Genomic DNA, 16862 nt, shown 5'->3' on the forward strand with positions numbered 1-16862 from the left:
TTCATGAAGATAACACTTCTTGGAACAGGAGATGCCACCGGCACCCCTGTTATTGGTTGCAATTGTCCTACATGCCAGGATGCACATAACGGCGGTAAAAGCCAGAGAACCAGATTTGCAATCCTTGTAGAATCATCGGAGGGAACGGTACTGATAGACACCGGTCCAGATCTTCGATACCAGCTGCTTAAAACCGGGACAAAACACATTGACGGAGTAATCTGGACACATGGTCATTATGACCATTTTGCAGGTTTTGCCGAATTTCACAGGGTTCAGTACAATGTGGATGTTTACGGACTAACTGAAACACTGGAATATATTCTTGATTATCTGCAGTTCCTCCGGCCTAAAAAGCATGAAAGGAACATGTATGAACCTTTTGAGCTCATTGGCCTGGAATTCACTCTTTTTGAGGTAATACACCCACCCGTTAAGAGATCTATCGGTGTTATGATACGAGATGGCAATACAAAAGTGGTTATCACAGGAGATACACAAAGGGATATTCCTAAAAAGAGTATTGATACTATCATGGAACCTGATCTGTTAATTGCTGATGCTATTGTTCCGCCTACTGTAGAGGTCAAAAAGCACATGAATACGGCAGAAGCTATGGACCTTGCTCAGGAAATTAAAGCCAAAAAAGTCGTATTCACACACCTTAGCCATTTCTTTAAGCCCCATGACGAGGCAGTCAAAGAATATCCACTTGGATATGATGGCATGGTTTTTGAATACCTTTGATTCAATCTTTTCCTTTATTTTTGGGAACGACTACCTGTTTCTCGATATCACTTCGAATTTTTTCCAGTGTTCTCTTTTGAAGCCTATACCTGAAAAAGACAAAAAATGCAATCATACCAAGAATAGCCGCAGCAACGCTGAGACCTGTTGGTGCTGATGTTGTGTAGAATTTAGCTGTGATGAGTTTTGGAACCGGCTCTATTTCTGCCTGTTCTTCCGCAGAATATCTGCCAAGCATGCTCAGGAAACCATTTGTTTCCAGTTCATTGTGCCACACAAGGTTTTCACGATTAGATGCATCAAGATATAAAGCATCTGGAGAGGGCTTGGGCTTGCCTATAAGAGGATTACCAGTGGTATACCCCTCTGGCAAAACAAAACGAACTACAGACGGAGGTGTTGTGATGTATATGAAATCCTGGCCCAGTGGTGTTGACATTGTATAAGCCACAAATCCGGTTATTGGTGCTTCAAATGTAATGAACACATGCTTTTGTCCACGAATAACATCTTCTGAAATTGTATAATTAATCTCAGAAGCTCCTTCCATCAGTGAAAAATCAGTAAACTTTTCCGGTGTTGCATTGGTTTTGTTGGAAAGGTCCCCTAGTACAACAATATTACTTACAACTTCATCGTCTGAAGTGCTCAAATCTTCCAGAGGGATTATATCAATAACAGATTCGTTCTCAACTATTGAAACTACCTTTGCAGACCCGTTCTTTGAAAGATAGAATGTGTGAGTCGGAGTTAAATTTCCTTCATCATAACTATCATTCAGGAAAACCTCAAACTCGTATGCAGATAACTCCGGCTGAGTACCTTCATCTTTTACCGGTACAAGATCATCAATGCAGCCACTTGCAAAGATCACAAGACCGAAAAGGCACAATACCAGGATCAAGTATTTTTTCATTGTTACACCAATTGATGATTTATTTTATGAACCTATCGCTACACATTCTGTTACCATTGAATAAATACATTCATGGCGCTCTGTGATTTGACATATGTCGCGTTTTAACTTAACAGTTATTCAGACTATCAGTTTCTTCTTCATGAGATTTATCGAAAGTATCAGCAGAATTACACTTGCAAACAGGATCCACACAATATCAAACAATAAGGATGAACTCAATATCCCGAATGACAGGGATCTTATGACATTTACCATGTGAGTTAGTGGTAAAAAGGCAACTGCAAAATATTGCACCGGTGCCGGAAGAGCACTTAGAGGGAAGAAAGTTCCACTGAAAAGGAACATTGGGGTTATGAACAAAAGTATCGGATAGCTAAGAGACATTATATTGGGAGTTATCGCAGTAAAACACATGCCAATAGCTGCAAATAGAAGTCCGCAAAGAAATGCGAACGGAATTATGAGAAGTGAGTATTTCAGATCGATAAGACCAAAAAGAGCTATCACAGGTATCATTACAGTTGCGTTTATCGTGCTTCTGGTGGCTCCCCAGAGAAGCTCACCTGCTATCACATCCTCAATCGTCAGGGGTGTTGCAATGATAGCATCGAATGTTTTCTGGTAGTACATCCTGACATATGAACTGTAACTGCACTCGAAAAATGCTGCATACATAACTGAAACAGCTATGAGTGCAGGAGCGATGAATTTGGCATACGGGACACCATCAATACTCTCAATGAATTTACCGAGGCCAAAACCCAGTGCTATCAGATACATTATAGGTTCAAGGAAAGGAGGAAGGAAATTCAGTTTTAAATCTTTCATGAAGACATCTTTGTTCCGCTGCCAGACCTTATATGATCTGGAACTTATACTTGGAATTGCGAAATAATCGGCCATCTTCATTCCCGAAGCCTCCTGCCTGTAAGTTTAAGGAAGACATCTTCAAGTGTCGCCGGCCTTGCGCTTATCTTGGAGAGGGAACATTCCATAAGGAGAAATTCAGATAGCTCCATGGCATTGTCAGGATAAATGTGAACAATATCACCGATAACTTCGTAGCTTGCTTCCTTTTTCTCAAGACATTCCAGAAGTTGAGGGTTGTGTTCTGCCTCAATTATGTCCGAACCTATAAACTCCTCAATTACTCCACGAGGGCTGCCTTCTACCAGTATTTTACCATTGTCCATTACTACCAGCCTGTCGCAAAGTTTTTCCACCTCATCGAGGTAGTGTGATGTGAGAACAATAGTAACTCCCTGTTTTTTGAGCCCGCGGAGCTTGTCCCATATGAGATGCCGAGCCTGTGGATCGAGTCCAACGGTTGGTTCATCAAGTATCAAAAGTCTGGGTTGATTTATTAGTGCTCTTGCCAGGACAAGCCTGCGTTTCATACCGCCTGACAGGCTTTCTGTCATAACATCCCTCTTTTCCTGGAGATGCACAAAATCCAGTAACTCCTCAACCCTTTTTTCTGCTTCTTCACGTGGAATATCAAAGTATCTTGAATAAACCAGCAGGTTCTCATAGACTGTAAAATCCCCGTCGAGATTATTCTCCTGAGGAACGACTCCCATAAATGATTTTATTTCCCTCTGGTGAGTTGCAACATTCATCCCAAGAACCTCGAGCTTACCTGCGGTTACCGGAGAAACACATTGAATCATGCGCATGGTAGTGGTCTTGCCCGCTCCGTTCGGCCCGAGAAAGCCGAACATCTCACCTTCATCAATATTAAAACTTATACTGTTTACAGCTGCAAGGTCTTTGAATGATTTTTGCAGGTCTTTTGCTACAATTATCGGAGCTATTTGTTACCACCTTTAAAAGAGTTGTAATGACTCTGTATTAATTATTTCGATTGGAACCTTTTTGTAAGGTCATATATGTATTCAAACCATTTTTTAACAATAAAGGACATAGGTTTGATAGAATAAGAGGATTGAAAATGACTGAAATGAAGAACCTGATAGCAACAGCAAAAGAGAAGGGATCTTTTTCGACCCTCCTGAAAGCCGCAGAGAAACTCAAGCTCACAAATAAGTACAGCAACGAAGGACCATTCACCATTTTTGCACCGGTGGAAACAGCTTTCGGACCAATACCAGATGAAGTCGTAGATGAATCATTTGATGACCATGGCTACCTGCTTGGCATTATCAACTATCACATCGTGGAAGGAAAATATACTACAGAAGACCTTGCAGGACTTACAGAACTTGAAACCGTAAGTGGAAACAAACTGAAGATCACTGCCACGGATAGCATAAAAGTCGATACTGCGAATATAATCGAGGCTAATATTGAATGCAGTAATGGGATGATCCACGCAATTGACGAAATTCTGGTTCCATAAAACTTTCAGAACCAGCCTTTTTTAAAAAAATAATTCGTAGGACTGTGGAGATTAAAAACCCAGATGACGCTTCTGGAGCGCGAGAAAAGGCATGACACTACGTGTAATACCTCATAAATCAACAGTAGAAATTGGTGGGACTGTGGAGATTTGAACTCCAGTCGCTAGACCCCCAGCCTAACAGGATGGACCAGGCTACCCTACAGTCCCGCAGGATTGTTGTTAAATATACATTACAGTATTTTAGTGTTTCCGAAAATAGAAGGTTCGAAAGAATAACGAAAAGGGAGTTACTGAGAACTCAGCCAGATATCATAGGCTTCGACTACTTCCTCACCGTCAACGAACACAAGGTTATGGTCAACACCGTATTTTTCTGCGTCCGGCCTCTCAAGAGCCCTGCCGGTATTGTCATCCAGCATTTCACAGACAACCATTGCAGGAGTTATACCAGCCATTTTTGCAAGTGCAATGGAAAGTTCTGTCTGACCCATGCGTTCATGAACAAGTCCTTTTGCAGCACGCAGGGTTGCAACATGTCCGGGAGTCCTGAACTCGCTGCCAAAGTGAACATCTTCTCCGCTGAGTGTCCTGTCGACTATCTCGCCCAGTTTGTTGATGGTAAGTGCACGATCGTTGTCAGGAATTCCGGTACGGGTGTCTCTGTGATTTACCCAGATAGAGAATGAGGAACGTGAATCATATTTGAGGTCGCCACCTTTTTCCACAATCTTTTCAAGGGAAGTGTTGCACTGGGTTGCATCCCTCATGATATCAGCAATGAAAGGAAGACCTAGCTTTTCAGATACTTCGGAATCCAGGGCCACACACATAAGACCGCCTGCGTCTTTACGCATCCATCTGACAGCCTCGGGAGTTACAGCATTTGCAGGAATTGTGAAATCAGTCTCAGCTTCACGTCCTTCAAGATCGAAAAGGAGGATCATTTCACCGTTCTGAAGAGCTTTGATGGCTCTCTGTATATTCTCACTGTATTCTTTTGCACCTGAATCCATGTTATCACTCACATTTATCGCTTCTCGATCATCAATTACATTTTTGAGGGTTCTTCACTACTATCTTAACTTCATCATCATCGCTTATCCCGAGCATCTCACGCAGCTTTACAGGTGCGATTATTTCCAGAAGGTCTGCCGGATAATGTGACCTGTCAGGTATGATGACAGCAGCTTTTATTCCTTCGATTTCTACCGGATAGCACTTCCCTCCGCCAAAACTACGCTCACCATCACTGAAACCGTGGATAGTGAGAGGCTGGAGGAAATCCATGTTATCGCGCATCTGGGCACTCTGGTCTGTGAGTCTCACATTGAGCGTTCCGGGGAATGGTTTGAAGTCAAGTTTGTCCCTGAACTGGGACATGTAGCCGTCCTTTGCAATGTAGTACTGCCCTTCTCCAAGACCTGTTATTACTTGTCCGTAAAGTTCCAGGTCATCGTGGCCTTTGCAGAATATCTGCTGGTAATCGACATACTCTTTTTTGAGAAGCTCGACACCGGCATTGGTAAGCTGGATCATTTGTCCCCCTGCAACAAGCTGTCTGGAAATATAACCATCCTCTTCAAGCTGTTTAAGCACCCTTGCAGCGGTTTGGGAGCTGGTAGATATGTGATGCATGAACTCACTGGAAGATATTTTCACAGGGTTATCGATCGCACCAAGCAGTGCCAGTCTTTTCAGGGATGTTGTTCCGTACATTGCCTTGTCACCTGAATCTCATATTTGAGTAGTATCTCATTTATGAGAAGGCATAGATAAAGGTTTTGATTTGAGAAACTTGTACTTTTTGGAAAGAACTCCTACATGAAACTTAATAAGAATGATAACTAATAGAGTTATGAATATGAGTTTTGACAAAATAACAGAGAATCAAATCAACAAGTACAAACAGACAATTGTTCCAATACTTATCAAGAATGACGTTGATAAAGCTGGCATCTTCGGTTCATTTGCCAGGAACGAGGCAAGAGAAGATAGTGATATCGATATTCTTGTTCGTTTTAAAGACAGAAAAAGCCTTTTTGATCTCGCAAGGTTAGAACTGGAACTTGAAAAGAAATCAAACAGGAAAATCGAAGTTGTCACCTATGATTCCATAAGCCCGCTTATCAAAGAACGAATCCTCAAAGAAGAAGTGAAGATACTATGAAAGACCCTGAAGTCTTTTTGATGCACATAGTGGATTCTATCGACAAGATAGAGGACTTCACTAATAGCAGAACTAAAGAAGATTTTCTGGAAGATATTCAACTTCAGGATGCAACTATCAGAAGAATAGAGATTATAGGCGAAGCATCAAAAAACATCCCTGAAGACTTTAAAGTACAGTATCCTGATGTACCGTGGAGTGAAATGGCAAGAACCAGAGACAAGCTTATCCACGGATATTTTGGTGTTGATCTCCAACTCACGTGGGACATAGTCCAGCATGATCTGCCTGAGCTAAAAGAAAAAATGCATCAAATCCTTGAAGAACTTAAATGAAGCAGTTTTTCAATAGGGCACTGTCAAAAAGATTACTTCGATACTGTTTTATTTATTGAAACTGTTTATTTTTATGTGGGCATGCTACCTAATAAACTGAAAGAGAAATGTAATGAATTAGCAGATTTCTTTGACCGACCTGCATGGATAAACAGGACACTGTTCTATCTTTCGATATTCGCTAGCATAGCCTTAGTATTCACATTCATTTTCGGCATATTCGAGTTCATTTTTCCTGATTTCACCTTTCCAAACAACAACATCAACTACGACAACGAACGCTATCTACTCAGCGCCCTCGTCCAGAGTCTCGCAGCCACCATCGCCTTGGTAATCACACTCAGCCTTGTAGCCGTACAGCTCGCAGCCCAGTCCTATTCCGCAAGGGTAATTGATGTCTACAAACGGAACCCCGACATGTGGATACTTCTCTACATCTACATTATCACTATCTTCTACGGACTTGGATTGATCAAAGTTGTAGAGCTTGGCGTTTATGGAATTAATATGGAGGGCGCTATTTTTGTGGCTTATTTCATGGGGTTCTTTGCTTTTGTTTGTCTTGTGCCGTATATGTTGAAGACTCTGGATTTGCTGAAGCCTTCTACTGTGATTAAATTGTTGGCGGCGGATATTACAAAGAATAAAATTCTCAAATCTTTGGAAGAGGATGGGAAAATTGAAGAGAATGATCCAATTCAGCCTATTGTTGACATTATAAACTCCTCTTTAGAAAAAAAGGATAACGAAACCGTAAGAAATGGGCTAAAATCAATAAAAGAAAATACGTAACTATTCAGCCTGATAAAAACACTATCAATAGCAATCTTGACAAAAAGTTGAGACCTACATTTTATTAGGATCATTAATTTTGATTGTTGCCATTGATTGCTTTTTTGATTCTTAGGTTGTTAGTGAGCAAACATCTCCGTTTTGATTAAATCAGTATCAATAGGCTAATTGTGGTAGGCTGAATAGTTACCCATTTTCTTGCGAAACTAATCTTTGATGAACAACTAATAAACGTCTCAGCAATCAGATTTTTCATATGGTCAAGATCTTTCACAAAATTACAAGAAATTATTCTTTTGACGCTCTTCCAGATGAATTCTATTGGATTCAAGTCTGGCGAATATGGAGGTAAATAGACCAATTCGATGTCATTTGCCTGTGCAAAATCCAATGTATCTTTTGCTCGATGTGATCTAAAATTGTCGAGAATGATTACAATTCTTTTTCCTATGTTACTGTTTTTTACAGTTGACAGAAATGAACATACATCTTCTTTGGTTGAATGTTCCTTAAAATTTATAACTGAATTACCATTCAATGCATAAAACCCGAAGGAGTTTGCTTTTAGCCTGGTTGTGTTTTTGAAGATAACAGGTTTATTGAAAGACCATAAACGAACTGTATTTGATGTTGTTTGTGGAGATGATTCATCAAGAAAGCCGATAACGCAACCATCATCGATTAATGGTAAGTTTTTTTTAAACGGTCTTCTGCGTCTTCTGGTCTTCGATGATCATGTGTATAGGGTTTGCCATGATGCATGCCAAACTTTTTCAAGATGACTAATATTTGCTTAATGGTGTATTGAACTTTAAACTCATTATATATGAGTTCCTGAACTGCTTTTGTTGACCAGTCATCACGCTCATGTAACATGGTCTTTAGTTTTTCTTTTTGGTCATTAGTGAGTTTTGAAGGGCAACCTCCTGAAAACCTGGGTTTCAAACCTTTATATCCGTCTTGATTCCACCGTTCTTGCCATTGATATGCAACGGGTTTTGATATCCCTACAAGTTTAGCCGCTTCATTAACTGAAGCACCTTCATAACGGTGTTTAACAAAATACAAACGTTGTAGAACTCTTGTATCTTTCTCTAACGACTTAATATGTTTAAGCAATTCCTCTAATGAAAGATGATGCTCTATCAGAATTTGTTCTGGTTTAGCCATGAAAAATAGTTGTATCTCTTAAGTAATAAATGTTTAGTTAATAACTATAATCTACTAAATGCAACTATTATAGTATTAGACACTTTAGAAACGATGGGAGAAAAAGCTATTAACAAAAAGCAAAAAATCATATCGGAAATAATAATACATGCAGTTAATGAAATTCAAAAAGAAGCAAAAATATTAAAAATAGAAGATATAATAAAGAAATCATATCTAACTCACACAAATTTAAAAACTAAATATAGTGAAATATTTAGTGAAGAAGAGAACTAAACCTCAATCTTCATCCACAAAAATCCGTGCCACCAAACCTAAATGATCCTCGTGGAATGGGTCAAGCTCTTTTCTTTGCAGTACCTGGAATTCAATATCAAAGTCGCTTTCAAGTTTTCAAAACTCTTCCTTGAACATCTTTTTTGAAATGGCAACTATGCCCACATCATATTTGGTTTACTAATTGTAATAAACATGTGTTTATTTGGTTTACCAAACCAAATGTATATAAACAACCACCTCCAAACAAAAAGTATGGACAAAGATAAACTAAAAATTCTGTTGAAAGAACAGAACGATCAGATCAAAGATGTGAAAGAACTGGTTAAAAGAGAGTTGTTGGATGAGGTTAAAGGTAAGAAGTCAGATCTTATCGTTATAGTGGCAGGACTTCGTAAAGTTAGGAAATCAACGCTTATGGAAGAGGTTAGGAAGGAGAATCTTCATGAGAGTTATTTTGTGAACTTTGACGATGAGAGGTTATTTGATTTTACAATTGAAGATTTCCAGATGATGCAGGAGATTCTTCTCGAGCTTTATGGTGAAAGAAATACTTACTTTTTTGGTAACTATTCAGCCTGATAAAAACACTATCAATAGCAATCTTGACAAAAAGTTGAGACCTACATTTTATTAGGATCATTAATTTTGATTGTTGCCATTGATTGCTTTTTTGATTCTTAGGTTGTTAGTGAGCAAACATCTCCGTTTTGATTAAATCAGTATCAATAGGCTAATTGTGGTAGGCTGAATAGTTACCTTTTTTGATGAGATACAGAATATACCGGGTTGGGAGAGATTTGTCAGACGGCTGCATGACGGTGGAAAAAAGATATATGTCACAGGTTCAAATGCAAGTATGCTGAGTCGGGAAATGGGAACTCATCTGACTGGCAGGCATCTTAGCTATTCATTGTATCCTTATTCGTTCAAGGAATTTCTCGATTTCAAAAAATATGAGCTGCCTTCGTCAAACGTACTTACAACCGTTGAAAAGAGTACGATCAAGAAACACTTCAATGAGTATATTGAAACTGGAGGAATACCGGAATTTGTGAAAAACCGGGATGAGCTCTATATCAAGACACTGTATGAGAACATAATCTACAGAGATATAGTTGCAAGATACAATCTCAAAGATGAAAAGGCATTGAAAACAACAGCTTACTTTGCAGCATCTAATATCGCAAAGGAGATCAGTTACAACAATATCAAAAAGCTCACTGGACTTTCCAGTGCAACAACAGTAAAGGAATACTTCGAGTACCTCGAGAACAGCTATCTCGCTTTTCTTGTACCAAAATTCTCTGCTTCCCTTAAAAAACAGGTTTACTCCAGCAAAAAAGTCTACTTCGTGGATACTGCCATAGCAAAGATACTGGGATTCAGGACATCCGAAGACTACGGAAGAATCCTTGAGAACATTGTGTTCATGGAACTCAAAAGAAGAAACGAAGAAGTCTACTATCACAGAGATAAAAAAGAATGTGATTTTGTCATAAGGGACGGCTACAACATAAGAGAAGCAATCCAGGTCACGCAGAGCCTTGAAAATCCAGATACCAGAAAAAGAGAGATTGAAGGACTGTTGGAAGCCTTAAAAGCCTACAAATTAAAAGAAGGCCTCATCCTCACCGATGACAGCGAAGATGAGATTAAAATGAATGGCAGAAAAATAATTGTGACGCCCATCTGGAAATGGATGCTGGAATGAAACATATTTAAAATTGCCGTTATTGCTTATGTGTTACAGATTATTGCTGATAATGGAATGTGCCGCCTGCGGCGTATGGCTGCACAGGCACTAAATCCAAAAAACCTTATTTACATACAGCTTACTTCAATCTTCATCCACAAACATCCGTGCCACCAAACCTAAATGGTCCTCGTGGAACGGGTCAAGCTCTTTTCTTTGCAGTACCTCAGATTCAATGCCAAAGTCGCTTTCAAGTTTTCGGACCTCTTCCTTGAATATCTTTTTTGGGCTGGCTGCGGTGTCGATGCTCCTTGACTTGATGGAGAGCATCAGGTGGCCGTGTTCCTCTAGGAAGTACTTTGAGTTGATGGCTGCAATCTCAGCCTGATTGGGCTGGGCTACGTCCTGGAAGATGACATCCGCTTTTTCCACAATGTGTGCGTAGGACTGGGGTTTGTTGGCATCAGCCAGTATCGGGATGATGTTAGGACGCTGGTCGCAGAGCTGAATAAGGTCACGCATGGTGCGTGGGGAGAACTCGACTGCGTAGACCAGGCCGTCTGTTAGTATGTCTGAGACGTGGCTCACCGTTGTTCCTGAGGCAGCACCTAGATAGAGTACTGCGGAATCCGGTTCTATTGGGATCTCGAAATTCTTGAGCACCATGGCTCCTAGTTTACTTCTGCTGGGGTCCCACTGGCGATATTCAATTCCATCGTCAACAATGAGACGCTCACCGTATACGCTCAGACCGGGCATGATATTTCTGGTTGCAAGCACCTTCCTGTCACCAATATCCAATTCATAGATACCGCGATATAACTCTTTAACTGACATCAGCGCTTACCGCCTTTCCTCTTGCATCTATGTGTTTTTTTACCGCCCTTGCCCTTTGACTGGGGCTTTGGTTCCCTCTTTGGCGGATTTGGATTAGTATTCCTGATATGTTCCAGTTTCTTTTCAAGGGCATCCTTTATGGATGGCTCCAGTTCACCGGAATAGAAATCAGTCCTTGCAGCCAGGCTGATCTTGGAAGCAAGTGCCCTTGCAAGCTTTCCTCTCTGCCACCAGGGCGCATTCTTGATAATCGGATTGTTGAAGATAATTCCATGTTTAGGGGATGGTGCTCGGGAGCGCAGGTGCTTGAAAAGCGCCCTGTTCGCACCAATCACCTGGACTGTGCTGGATGGGAAAGCAGCAAGTTTCTGCAGGCTTCCTGCCATACTCATAAGGCGGGCACCAATAGATGCTCCTGTAATGTTGCAAAGGTTCGGTGCAACCGAGCCCATACTAGTATTAATGTAATTTTCGATATACCTGCGGGTATCATACAGACTGCAAATGTTATTGGCAAGAGCCCTCAAAAGTTCCTCATCTGCAAATGATATCTCAGCACCCATAGATTGTGATGACTTTTCGAACAACTCATGGTCCTCAGGCACATTTGCCCTTGAGCCATAGGCAGAAACAAATTTTGCAAGCTTCTCGCCTGTCATATCCAGTTCCGGGAAATACCTTCCATACCACTCAAAGAGGCGCTCACTGAGTTCATTCACATTCTTATCGATATCATCCAGCGCCTCAACTGCCTGGATTACCCTTGAATCATCAGTATCGGTTTGTGATATCTGGCTCTTTGCAGCCCTGATACACACATCCCTCAGGAGTATATCATAATCCTCATCAAGCTCGACAAAGCCAGACTCCAGAGCAGCCTTACGGAGATCAGGACGCTTAAGCGGAACATCCTGCACATTCTCCTGTGACTCGAAGACAAGTTCAGCCAGCTTTTCCGGATCCTTATCAAACAGCTTACAATCCTCTACCTCACCCTCAGTATCCAGCTGAAGTTTTCCAAACCATGTAGTGAATTCCATATCACACCCTCCTTATTTCCGCACCGGTATTATTTGCCTTTGTGACAATCACCCTGCCACCTATTGTATTATCAAGAAGTTCCTGCACATCCTCCTGCAGATAGGCAGCATCCTCATTGTTGTCAACTATACCGTAAACTGCAGGCCCGAATGAACTCATACCTGCACCATATGCACCATTGTCCTGCATCAGCGTCATAACATCCCTCACAGCCTGGTGCTGAAGCTGTACCTCACGTTTCTTAAAACCGATATTCTGTATGTGATTAATGCAATAACCAAAAGCCTCGATGTCCTTCTCCATTATGGCAGGCATCATTTTCATAAGGATGATATGTGACAGCTCCTGCACTTCATTAATAGGAATTGGACATTCCTTCTGGAATATATTGACTTCTTTTGCATCATGTGCCCCCAAGGTCTCGGGAAGTGCAAGAACTATGTCCCAGTCAGGGAAATCATGCCTGAACAACACCGGAGCAGGGTCTGCCCTACTTGCAGACGATGGGGAGAATGAACCCTTGTCACTGAACCTGTGGCCTCCGTCAACAATGAAACCACCCATCTCAAATGACGCTACACCAATTCCTGAAGTGCCTCCACGTCCCACTGCAATGGCAAGCTCTCTTACACTCATGCCCAGATCATACAACTCATTAGCAGCCGCAGCCGCAGATAACGCTGCCTGTGTACCAGAACCAAAACCGACATGTGCCAGCATATCTTCTTCAATCTTAAGATTAATACCCTCACCTTCAGGAAGGACTTGCCTCACAGCATTCTCCATCCTTTCCCCGAGGAACGAATCACCCACCACTTCAATCGTATCGGACTTCTCTGCACTGATCACAACATGGGGTGATGCCAGAGAAATACCTGTGCCACCATCCACTCTGCCAAGACTGGCATTCATATCAATAAGAGTGAGATGGAGCCTTGATGGGGACTTAATAGTAATCATGTCATGAAGTATCAGTGACACATACTATTAAAGATTAACACTTGACTTTTTAGAATACCTGTTAATAAAAAACTGCCATGAAAAACGCAGCACATTCCTATCCAGAACAAAGAACAGGATCACAAGAATAAAACGATACAACCGAATCCTCACAGATCCTTTCATGTCAAAGTCCAGCCTGCTGTCAATAAAATCCGGCTCCAGTTGCATTTTCAGATTATCAGAGTGACAGGCAAAATAACCCTTCAACGCATGGACATAACCACATGCAATTCCTGTATATGCAGGATCAGGAAAACCAAACACCATATTGACCCTTGCATATGGTATCCTGATGGCATGGATTGTTCCCTGCAACAACCTGATTGCAGGTGACCTCAGTTGCCTGAAAGCCTGTAATATCTCTGAAAAAGATATGTCCTTTGATTTTTTGGACTTAGAAGGTTCTTTTTTGCCACCCTTAACTTCCCTCTTGACTGTTTTCTTATCCAACCCTTTACCCTCAGGAACATCAACCCCAGAAATTGAAGAATATTGATCACCTTTTGAACCAAATTCGTTTTCTTTGTCGTCTGTCGGACTGATGCAATAGGAAAACAGTAGCCAGTGCACGGAGACCCTGTGTTCTATATCACTGCCGGAGCCCTGTGCTTCAAAAACAATATCAATAGCAGTAAAGAGAATAAGTAAAAATACAAGTACAACAAGCACGATAAGAAGCAGTATCACCATTAAGACAGATAACATGGCTGCTCCCCGCCAGGACAATAAATAAAAATAGAAAGATCAGTCTTCAGAAGACTCATCTGTCCCTTCGCAGGGTTCTGAATCATCCTGACAGCTCTCATCTTTCTTTGATTTTTTCTTCATAGACCTGACCTTCTCGATCAGTCCCGGAACAGACTCAAGTATCTTGCCAAAATCGGTATGACCGGATAAAGACAGCAGGCGTGTGCCCTCTGGTGAAACTACAATGAATGCCACAGGCTCTATCTTTGCACCTGCGCCGCCACCGCCACCAAAGCCTTCTTCCTCACCTTTCTTCTTACCCTCGCCGCCGCCACTTCCAAATCCAAATGAAACCTTGGTAACTGGAATAATGGTGGTATCTCCAACAACCATTGTTTCCCCGACAACGGTCTTGGTGCTCACAAGTCTTTCAAGTTCTGCGGATACTTCTTTCATCAGATCTTCAAGTGCCATGTTAAAACCCCTTTAATAATAATGGACTTTCATTAGTAATATCACTTACCAGTTAAAAAAGAATATTCAAAACATAAAGAAGCATGCTCTATAAAATATCGGAACTATGTAAAAACCATAGCCATAGAAATCATTGGGATTCTGTGTTATCCTGGAAGAAATTCATAAGAGAGTATTTCACCTTCTGGGGTTCCACATCAATGAATTCCTCCCTTTCCTCTGGAGGGAATATTTCAAACACTGAGAATTTTCCAAATTTTTTAGGAGCAGATGTAGTAAAACGTCCGTCAACAAGTATCCTCACACCATAGTCAACTGGAGAGCGTACGACCCTGCCCATTGCCTGACGTATCTTACGGATGGTTGGTACCTGTACGGCATACTCCCATCCTGCACCATATCCGAATGTATGATCATAAGCCGACTCGACAGCATTCATACGATCATTTAAGGCTGGATAGCCGACACCTACTATTATTACCGTCCTGCCTCTGCCGTCACGATAATCAATGCCTTCGCTCAATGTGCCCCAGAGATACGAAACAAGTACAGCCTTATTACCGGATTCTCCCATTTTGAAGAAATCTTCCCTTATCTCCTGAGATGAAACACCGACCTCATCAAGGAAAACAGGTGCATCCACCCGGGATTCCAGTTTCTTATAGTACCTTCTGGCCTCAAATGAGCTCTGGAAAAAGATGATAACATTGCCTTCACTGTGCTCTATTGCATCGAATATGACCTCTTCAAGGGCCTGTAAGGTCTGAGGGTCATCTCTGGTCTTTGCAAACAAAGGCGGAACTGAAACTGATAGTGTCAGACGTTTGTCTTCGGGGAATGATGTTGCATAAGCAATCTCGCAAGTAGGTCTTCCGATTCCCAAAGTAGATTTAATCATATCGAAAGGACGCAGGGTAGCTGACATAAGAACTGCCGAGAAAAGCGAATCAAATAGAGGTTCGGTCACATTCTTAGGAATACATGTAAAAAGTTCGATACGACCATATATTTCATCACTAAGATCACGCCTGACATTTAGGACCGGATAGTAGTTCAGATTATTAGAAAGCACAAGATACGATGACAGGAAATCTGCAGCATAGCGTATGTTTGAGCGCTTAAGGACTCCGCTCAAGCCTTTCTTATACTGTTCACGATAATTCTCATCAAGCATTTCACCGAATGCACTTGCTTCTGAGAGAATTTTCTGTATAGAGGTCTCGTCTTTGAAACCTGCGTCCTTTGCAAGCTTAAAGAACTTACCCCCGACCATATCATTACGCTCGTAGGGGTCACTTATACGCATATCGTACCAGTGTTTTCCAACCCTCTCCCGCTCACCGAACTTGAAGCGGGAGTTATATATCTCCACCATAACATTGCGAAGTATTTTTAATAAATTATGAGCACCGCTATCCGGCATCTGATCGACATTTGCCTCGACCTCTGCAATCGCTTTCTCCAACGTATGCTCTGTGATAGTGATAGATGAATGTGATCTTGCAGCAGATTCAATGTTATGTGCTTCGTCAAATATAATAATGACATCTTGTGGCTCCTTTTCAAGCCAGTTGAGCACTCTCATGAATATATCCGCATTCAATACGTGATGGAAATTGCAGATAACAAGTTCTGCATGCTTAAGTTCACGTTTCAGTAGTTCATAGCCGCACATCCCTTTCTGTAAAGCATATTCATTTACTTCCTCAGGGGTACGCACATCATCGAACAACCATTGCCTGAAAGTTTCACCGTCGTAACGCAGCACCTCATAAAGTTCATCACATGAACGTTTACGAAGTTCTGTTGCTTTTTCCTCGGCAACATCCAGCTCCTTTGAAAGAGCATCGCGAAGTGCCACAAGTGCAGGGTCTTTTGACCGTTTGTAATTCTCAAACGCAGACTTCATTTCCTGTTTCTTAAGAGCGATCTCCCTTTCGGTTTCCAGAAGTTCAAAAGTGTTCTCGCGTTTGAGCCTGCATTCTTCATAATCAGTCTCATTAGGGCACATCGCGGACTTGCCTTTTACCACTGCAACCTTCAGATCGTTAGTTTGCCTGATATCACGTGCCTCGTTGATGAACTGGACCATCTGCTGATGAACATTAGTAGCTATGATCACCGTTTTTTGGAGTTGTTTCCCCACATTCAGAGAAGGTGCCAGGGCACTGAGAGTCTTACCTGTACCACATGCTCCTTCAAAAAGTATGATCTCTTTGTTTATGAGGGAAGAATGAATCTTGTCCATTGCCTCCTGCTGATTTGGATAACAGGTTTCTTTTGGAAAATATCTCATGTATCCACTTTTACCGCTCATCGACTACCCCTATGACCTCACATTACTTAAACGGTTTTGA

At 41.5% G+C, this 16862-nt stretch carries 19 protein-coding genes, 1 tRNA gene and 1 pseudogene; 8 read left to right on the forward strand and 13 right to left on the reverse strand.

Translation table 11 applies throughout. The features are described 5' to 3' along the window. The first annotated feature begins 3 nt into the window (after nt 1–3). On the forward strand, nt 4–747 hold the full coding sequence (locus tag WN948_RS07095; protein ID WP_342306304.1) for an MBL fold metallo-hydrolase: 744 nt from the start codon (nt 4–6) through the stop codon (nt 745–747). A gap of 1 nt (nt 748) precedes the next feature. On the opposite strand, the gene WN948_RS07100 is transcribed toward WN948_RS07095, so the two are convergent. From WN948_RS07100 to WN948_RS07110, 3 genes are all read right to left on the reverse strand, one after another. Next, nucleotides 749–1663, reverse strand: a complete 915-nt coding sequence (locus WN948_RS07100) for a hypothetical protein (RefSeq protein ID WP_342306306.1) — start codon at nt 1661–1663, stop codon at nt 749–751. A gap of 120 nt (nt 1664–1783) precedes the next feature. After that, nucleotides 1784–2575 (reverse strand): ABC transporter permease, encoded by a 792-nt coding sequence (locus WN948_RS07105; RefSeq protein WP_342306307.1) that lies wholly within the window; start codon nt 2573–2575, stop codon nt 1784–1786. Next, the gene (locus WN948_RS07110) at nt 2572–3480 is read right to left on the reverse strand and encodes an ABC transporter ATP-binding protein (RefSeq protein WP_342306421.1); all 909 of its coding nucleotides are present in this window, start codon (nt 3478–3480) and stop codon (nt 2572–2574) included. The genes WN948_RS07105 and WN948_RS07110 overlap by 4 nt, the downstream gene beginning before the upstream one ends. Nucleotides 3481–3617: 137 nt before the next feature. On the opposite strand from WN948_RS07110, the gene WN948_RS07115 reads away from it, so the two are divergent. Then, nucleotides 3618–4025 (forward strand): fasciclin domain-containing protein, encoded by a 408-nt coding sequence (locus WN948_RS07115; protein WP_342306308.1) that lies wholly within the window; start codon nt 3618–3620, stop codon nt 4023–4025. Nucleotides 4026–4157: 132 nt separating this feature from the next. Here WN948_RS07115 and WN948_RS07120 read toward each other — a convergent pair. From WN948_RS07120 to WN948_RS07130, 3 genes are all read right to left on the reverse strand, one after another. Further along, nucleotides 4158–4235, reverse strand: a tRNA-Pro gene (locus WN948_RS07120). Nucleotides 4236–4315: 80 nt separating this feature from the next. Continuing rightward, the gene (ribB, locus tag WN948_RS07125; RefSeq protein ID WP_342306309.1) at nt 4316–5053 is read right to left on the reverse strand and encodes a 3,4-dihydroxy-2-butanone-4-phosphate synthase; all 738 of its coding nucleotides are present in this window, start codon (nt 5051–5053) and stop codon (nt 4316–4318) included. Between the two features lie 19 nt (nt 5054–5072). After that, nucleotides 5073–5744: a winged helix-turn-helix domain-containing protein/riboflavin kinase gene (locus WN948_RS07130; protein WP_342306310.1), complete on the reverse strand. Its 672-nt coding sequence runs from the start codon at nt 5742–5744 to the stop codon at nt 5073–5075. A 145-nt stretch (nt 5745–5889) separates the two neighbouring features. Here WN948_RS07130 and WN948_RS07135 point away from each other — a divergent pair, with 145 nt between their 5' ends. The 3 genes from WN948_RS07135 (at nt 5890) to WN948_RS07145 (ending at nt 7322) form a co-directional block, all read left to right on the forward strand. Further along, nucleotides 5890–6195 carry a nucleotidyltransferase family protein gene (locus WN948_RS07135; protein WP_342306311.1) on the forward strand — a complete coding sequence of 102 codons (306 nt, stop codon included), beginning with the start codon at nt 5890–5892 and terminating at the stop codon, nt 6193–6195. Continuing rightward, nucleotides 6192–6530 carry a DUF86 domain-containing protein gene (locus tag WN948_RS07140; protein ID WP_342306312.1) on the forward strand — a complete coding sequence of 113 codons (339 nt, stop codon included), beginning with the start codon at nt 6192–6194 and terminating at the stop codon, nt 6528–6530. The genes WN948_RS07135 and WN948_RS07140 overlap by 4 nt, the downstream gene beginning before the upstream one ends. Nucleotides 6531–6611: 81 nt before the next feature. Beyond that, nucleotides 6612–7322: a DUF2254 family protein gene (locus tag WN948_RS07145; RefSeq protein WP_342306313.1), complete on the forward strand. Its 711-nt coding sequence runs from the start codon at nt 6612–6614 to the stop codon at nt 7320–7322. 145 nt (nt 7323–7467) lie between these two features. Here WN948_RS07145 and WN948_RS07150 read toward each other — a convergent pair. Then, nucleotides 7468–8492 (reverse strand): annotated as a pseudogene (locus tag WN948_RS07150) (IS630 family transposase). A 93-nt stretch (nt 8493–8585) separates the two neighbouring features. Between WN948_RS07150 and WN948_RS07155 the strand changes: the two are divergent. From WN948_RS07155 to WN948_RS07165, 3 genes are all read left to right on the forward strand, one after another. Then, nucleotides 8586–8768: a hypothetical protein gene (locus tag WN948_RS07155; RefSeq protein ID WP_342306314.1), complete on the forward strand. Its 183-nt coding sequence runs from the start codon at nt 8586–8588 to the stop codon at nt 8766–8768. 282 nt (nt 8769–9050) lie between these two features. Next, nucleotides 9051–9350 carry an AAA family ATPase gene (locus tag WN948_RS07160; RefSeq protein ID WP_342306315.1) on the forward strand — a complete coding sequence of 100 codons (300 nt, stop codon included), beginning with the start codon at nt 9051–9053 and terminating at the stop codon, nt 9348–9350. 169 nt (nt 9351–9519) lie between these two features. Then, nucleotides 9520–10482, forward strand: a complete 963-nt coding sequence (locus tag WN948_RS07165; protein ID WP_342306422.1) for an ATP-binding protein — start codon at nt 9520–9522, stop codon at nt 10480–10482. Nucleotides 10483–10608: 126 nt separating this feature from the next. Here WN948_RS07165 and WN948_RS07170 read toward each other — a convergent pair whose 3' ends face one another. From WN948_RS07170 to WN948_RS07195, 6 genes are all read right to left on the reverse strand, one after another. Next, complete coding sequence (locus WN948_RS07170) at nt 10609–11304, reverse strand: fibrillarin-like rRNA/tRNA 2'-O-methyltransferase (RefSeq protein ID WP_342306423.1); 696 nt, start codon at nt 11302–11304, stop codon at nt 10609–10611. Beyond that, nucleotides 11301–12341 (reverse strand): rRNA biogenesis protein, encoded by a 1041-nt coding sequence (locus WN948_RS07175; RefSeq protein WP_342306316.1) that lies wholly within the window; start codon nt 12339–12341, stop codon nt 11301–11303. The genes WN948_RS07170 and WN948_RS07175 overlap by 4 nt, the downstream gene beginning before the upstream one ends. A gap of 1 nt (nt 12342) precedes the next feature. Beyond that, the gene (locus WN948_RS07180) at nt 12343–13302 is read right to left on the reverse strand and encodes a beta-ribofuranosylaminobenzene 5'-phosphate synthase (RefSeq protein ID WP_342306317.1); all 960 of its coding nucleotides are present in this window, start codon (nt 13300–13302) and stop codon (nt 12343–12345) included. A gap of 27 nt (nt 13303–13329) precedes the next feature. Beyond that, nucleotides 13330–14049: a DUF2953 domain-containing protein gene (locus tag WN948_RS07185; RefSeq protein WP_342306318.1), complete on the reverse strand. Its 720-nt coding sequence runs from the start codon at nt 14047–14049 to the stop codon at nt 13330–13332. 39 nt (nt 14050–14088) lie between these two features. Then, the gene (locus WN948_RS07190) at nt 14089–14505 is read right to left on the reverse strand and encodes a spore germination protein GerW family protein (protein WP_342306319.1); all 417 of its coding nucleotides are present in this window, start codon (nt 14503–14505) and stop codon (nt 14089–14091) included. A gap of 130 nt (nt 14506–14635) precedes the next feature. After that, entirely contained in the window at nt 14636–16822 is a 2187-nt protein-coding gene (locus tag WN948_RS07195) for an ATP-dependent DNA helicase (protein WP_342306320.1), read from the reverse strand. Nucleotides 16823–16862: the final 40 nt, after the last annotated feature.

Origin of the sequence: Methanolobus sp. ZRKC5 (genome assembly GCF_038446525.1) — an archaeon.
Lineage (GTDB): Archaea > Halobacteriota > Methanosarcinia > Methanosarcinales > Methanosarcinaceae > Methanolobus.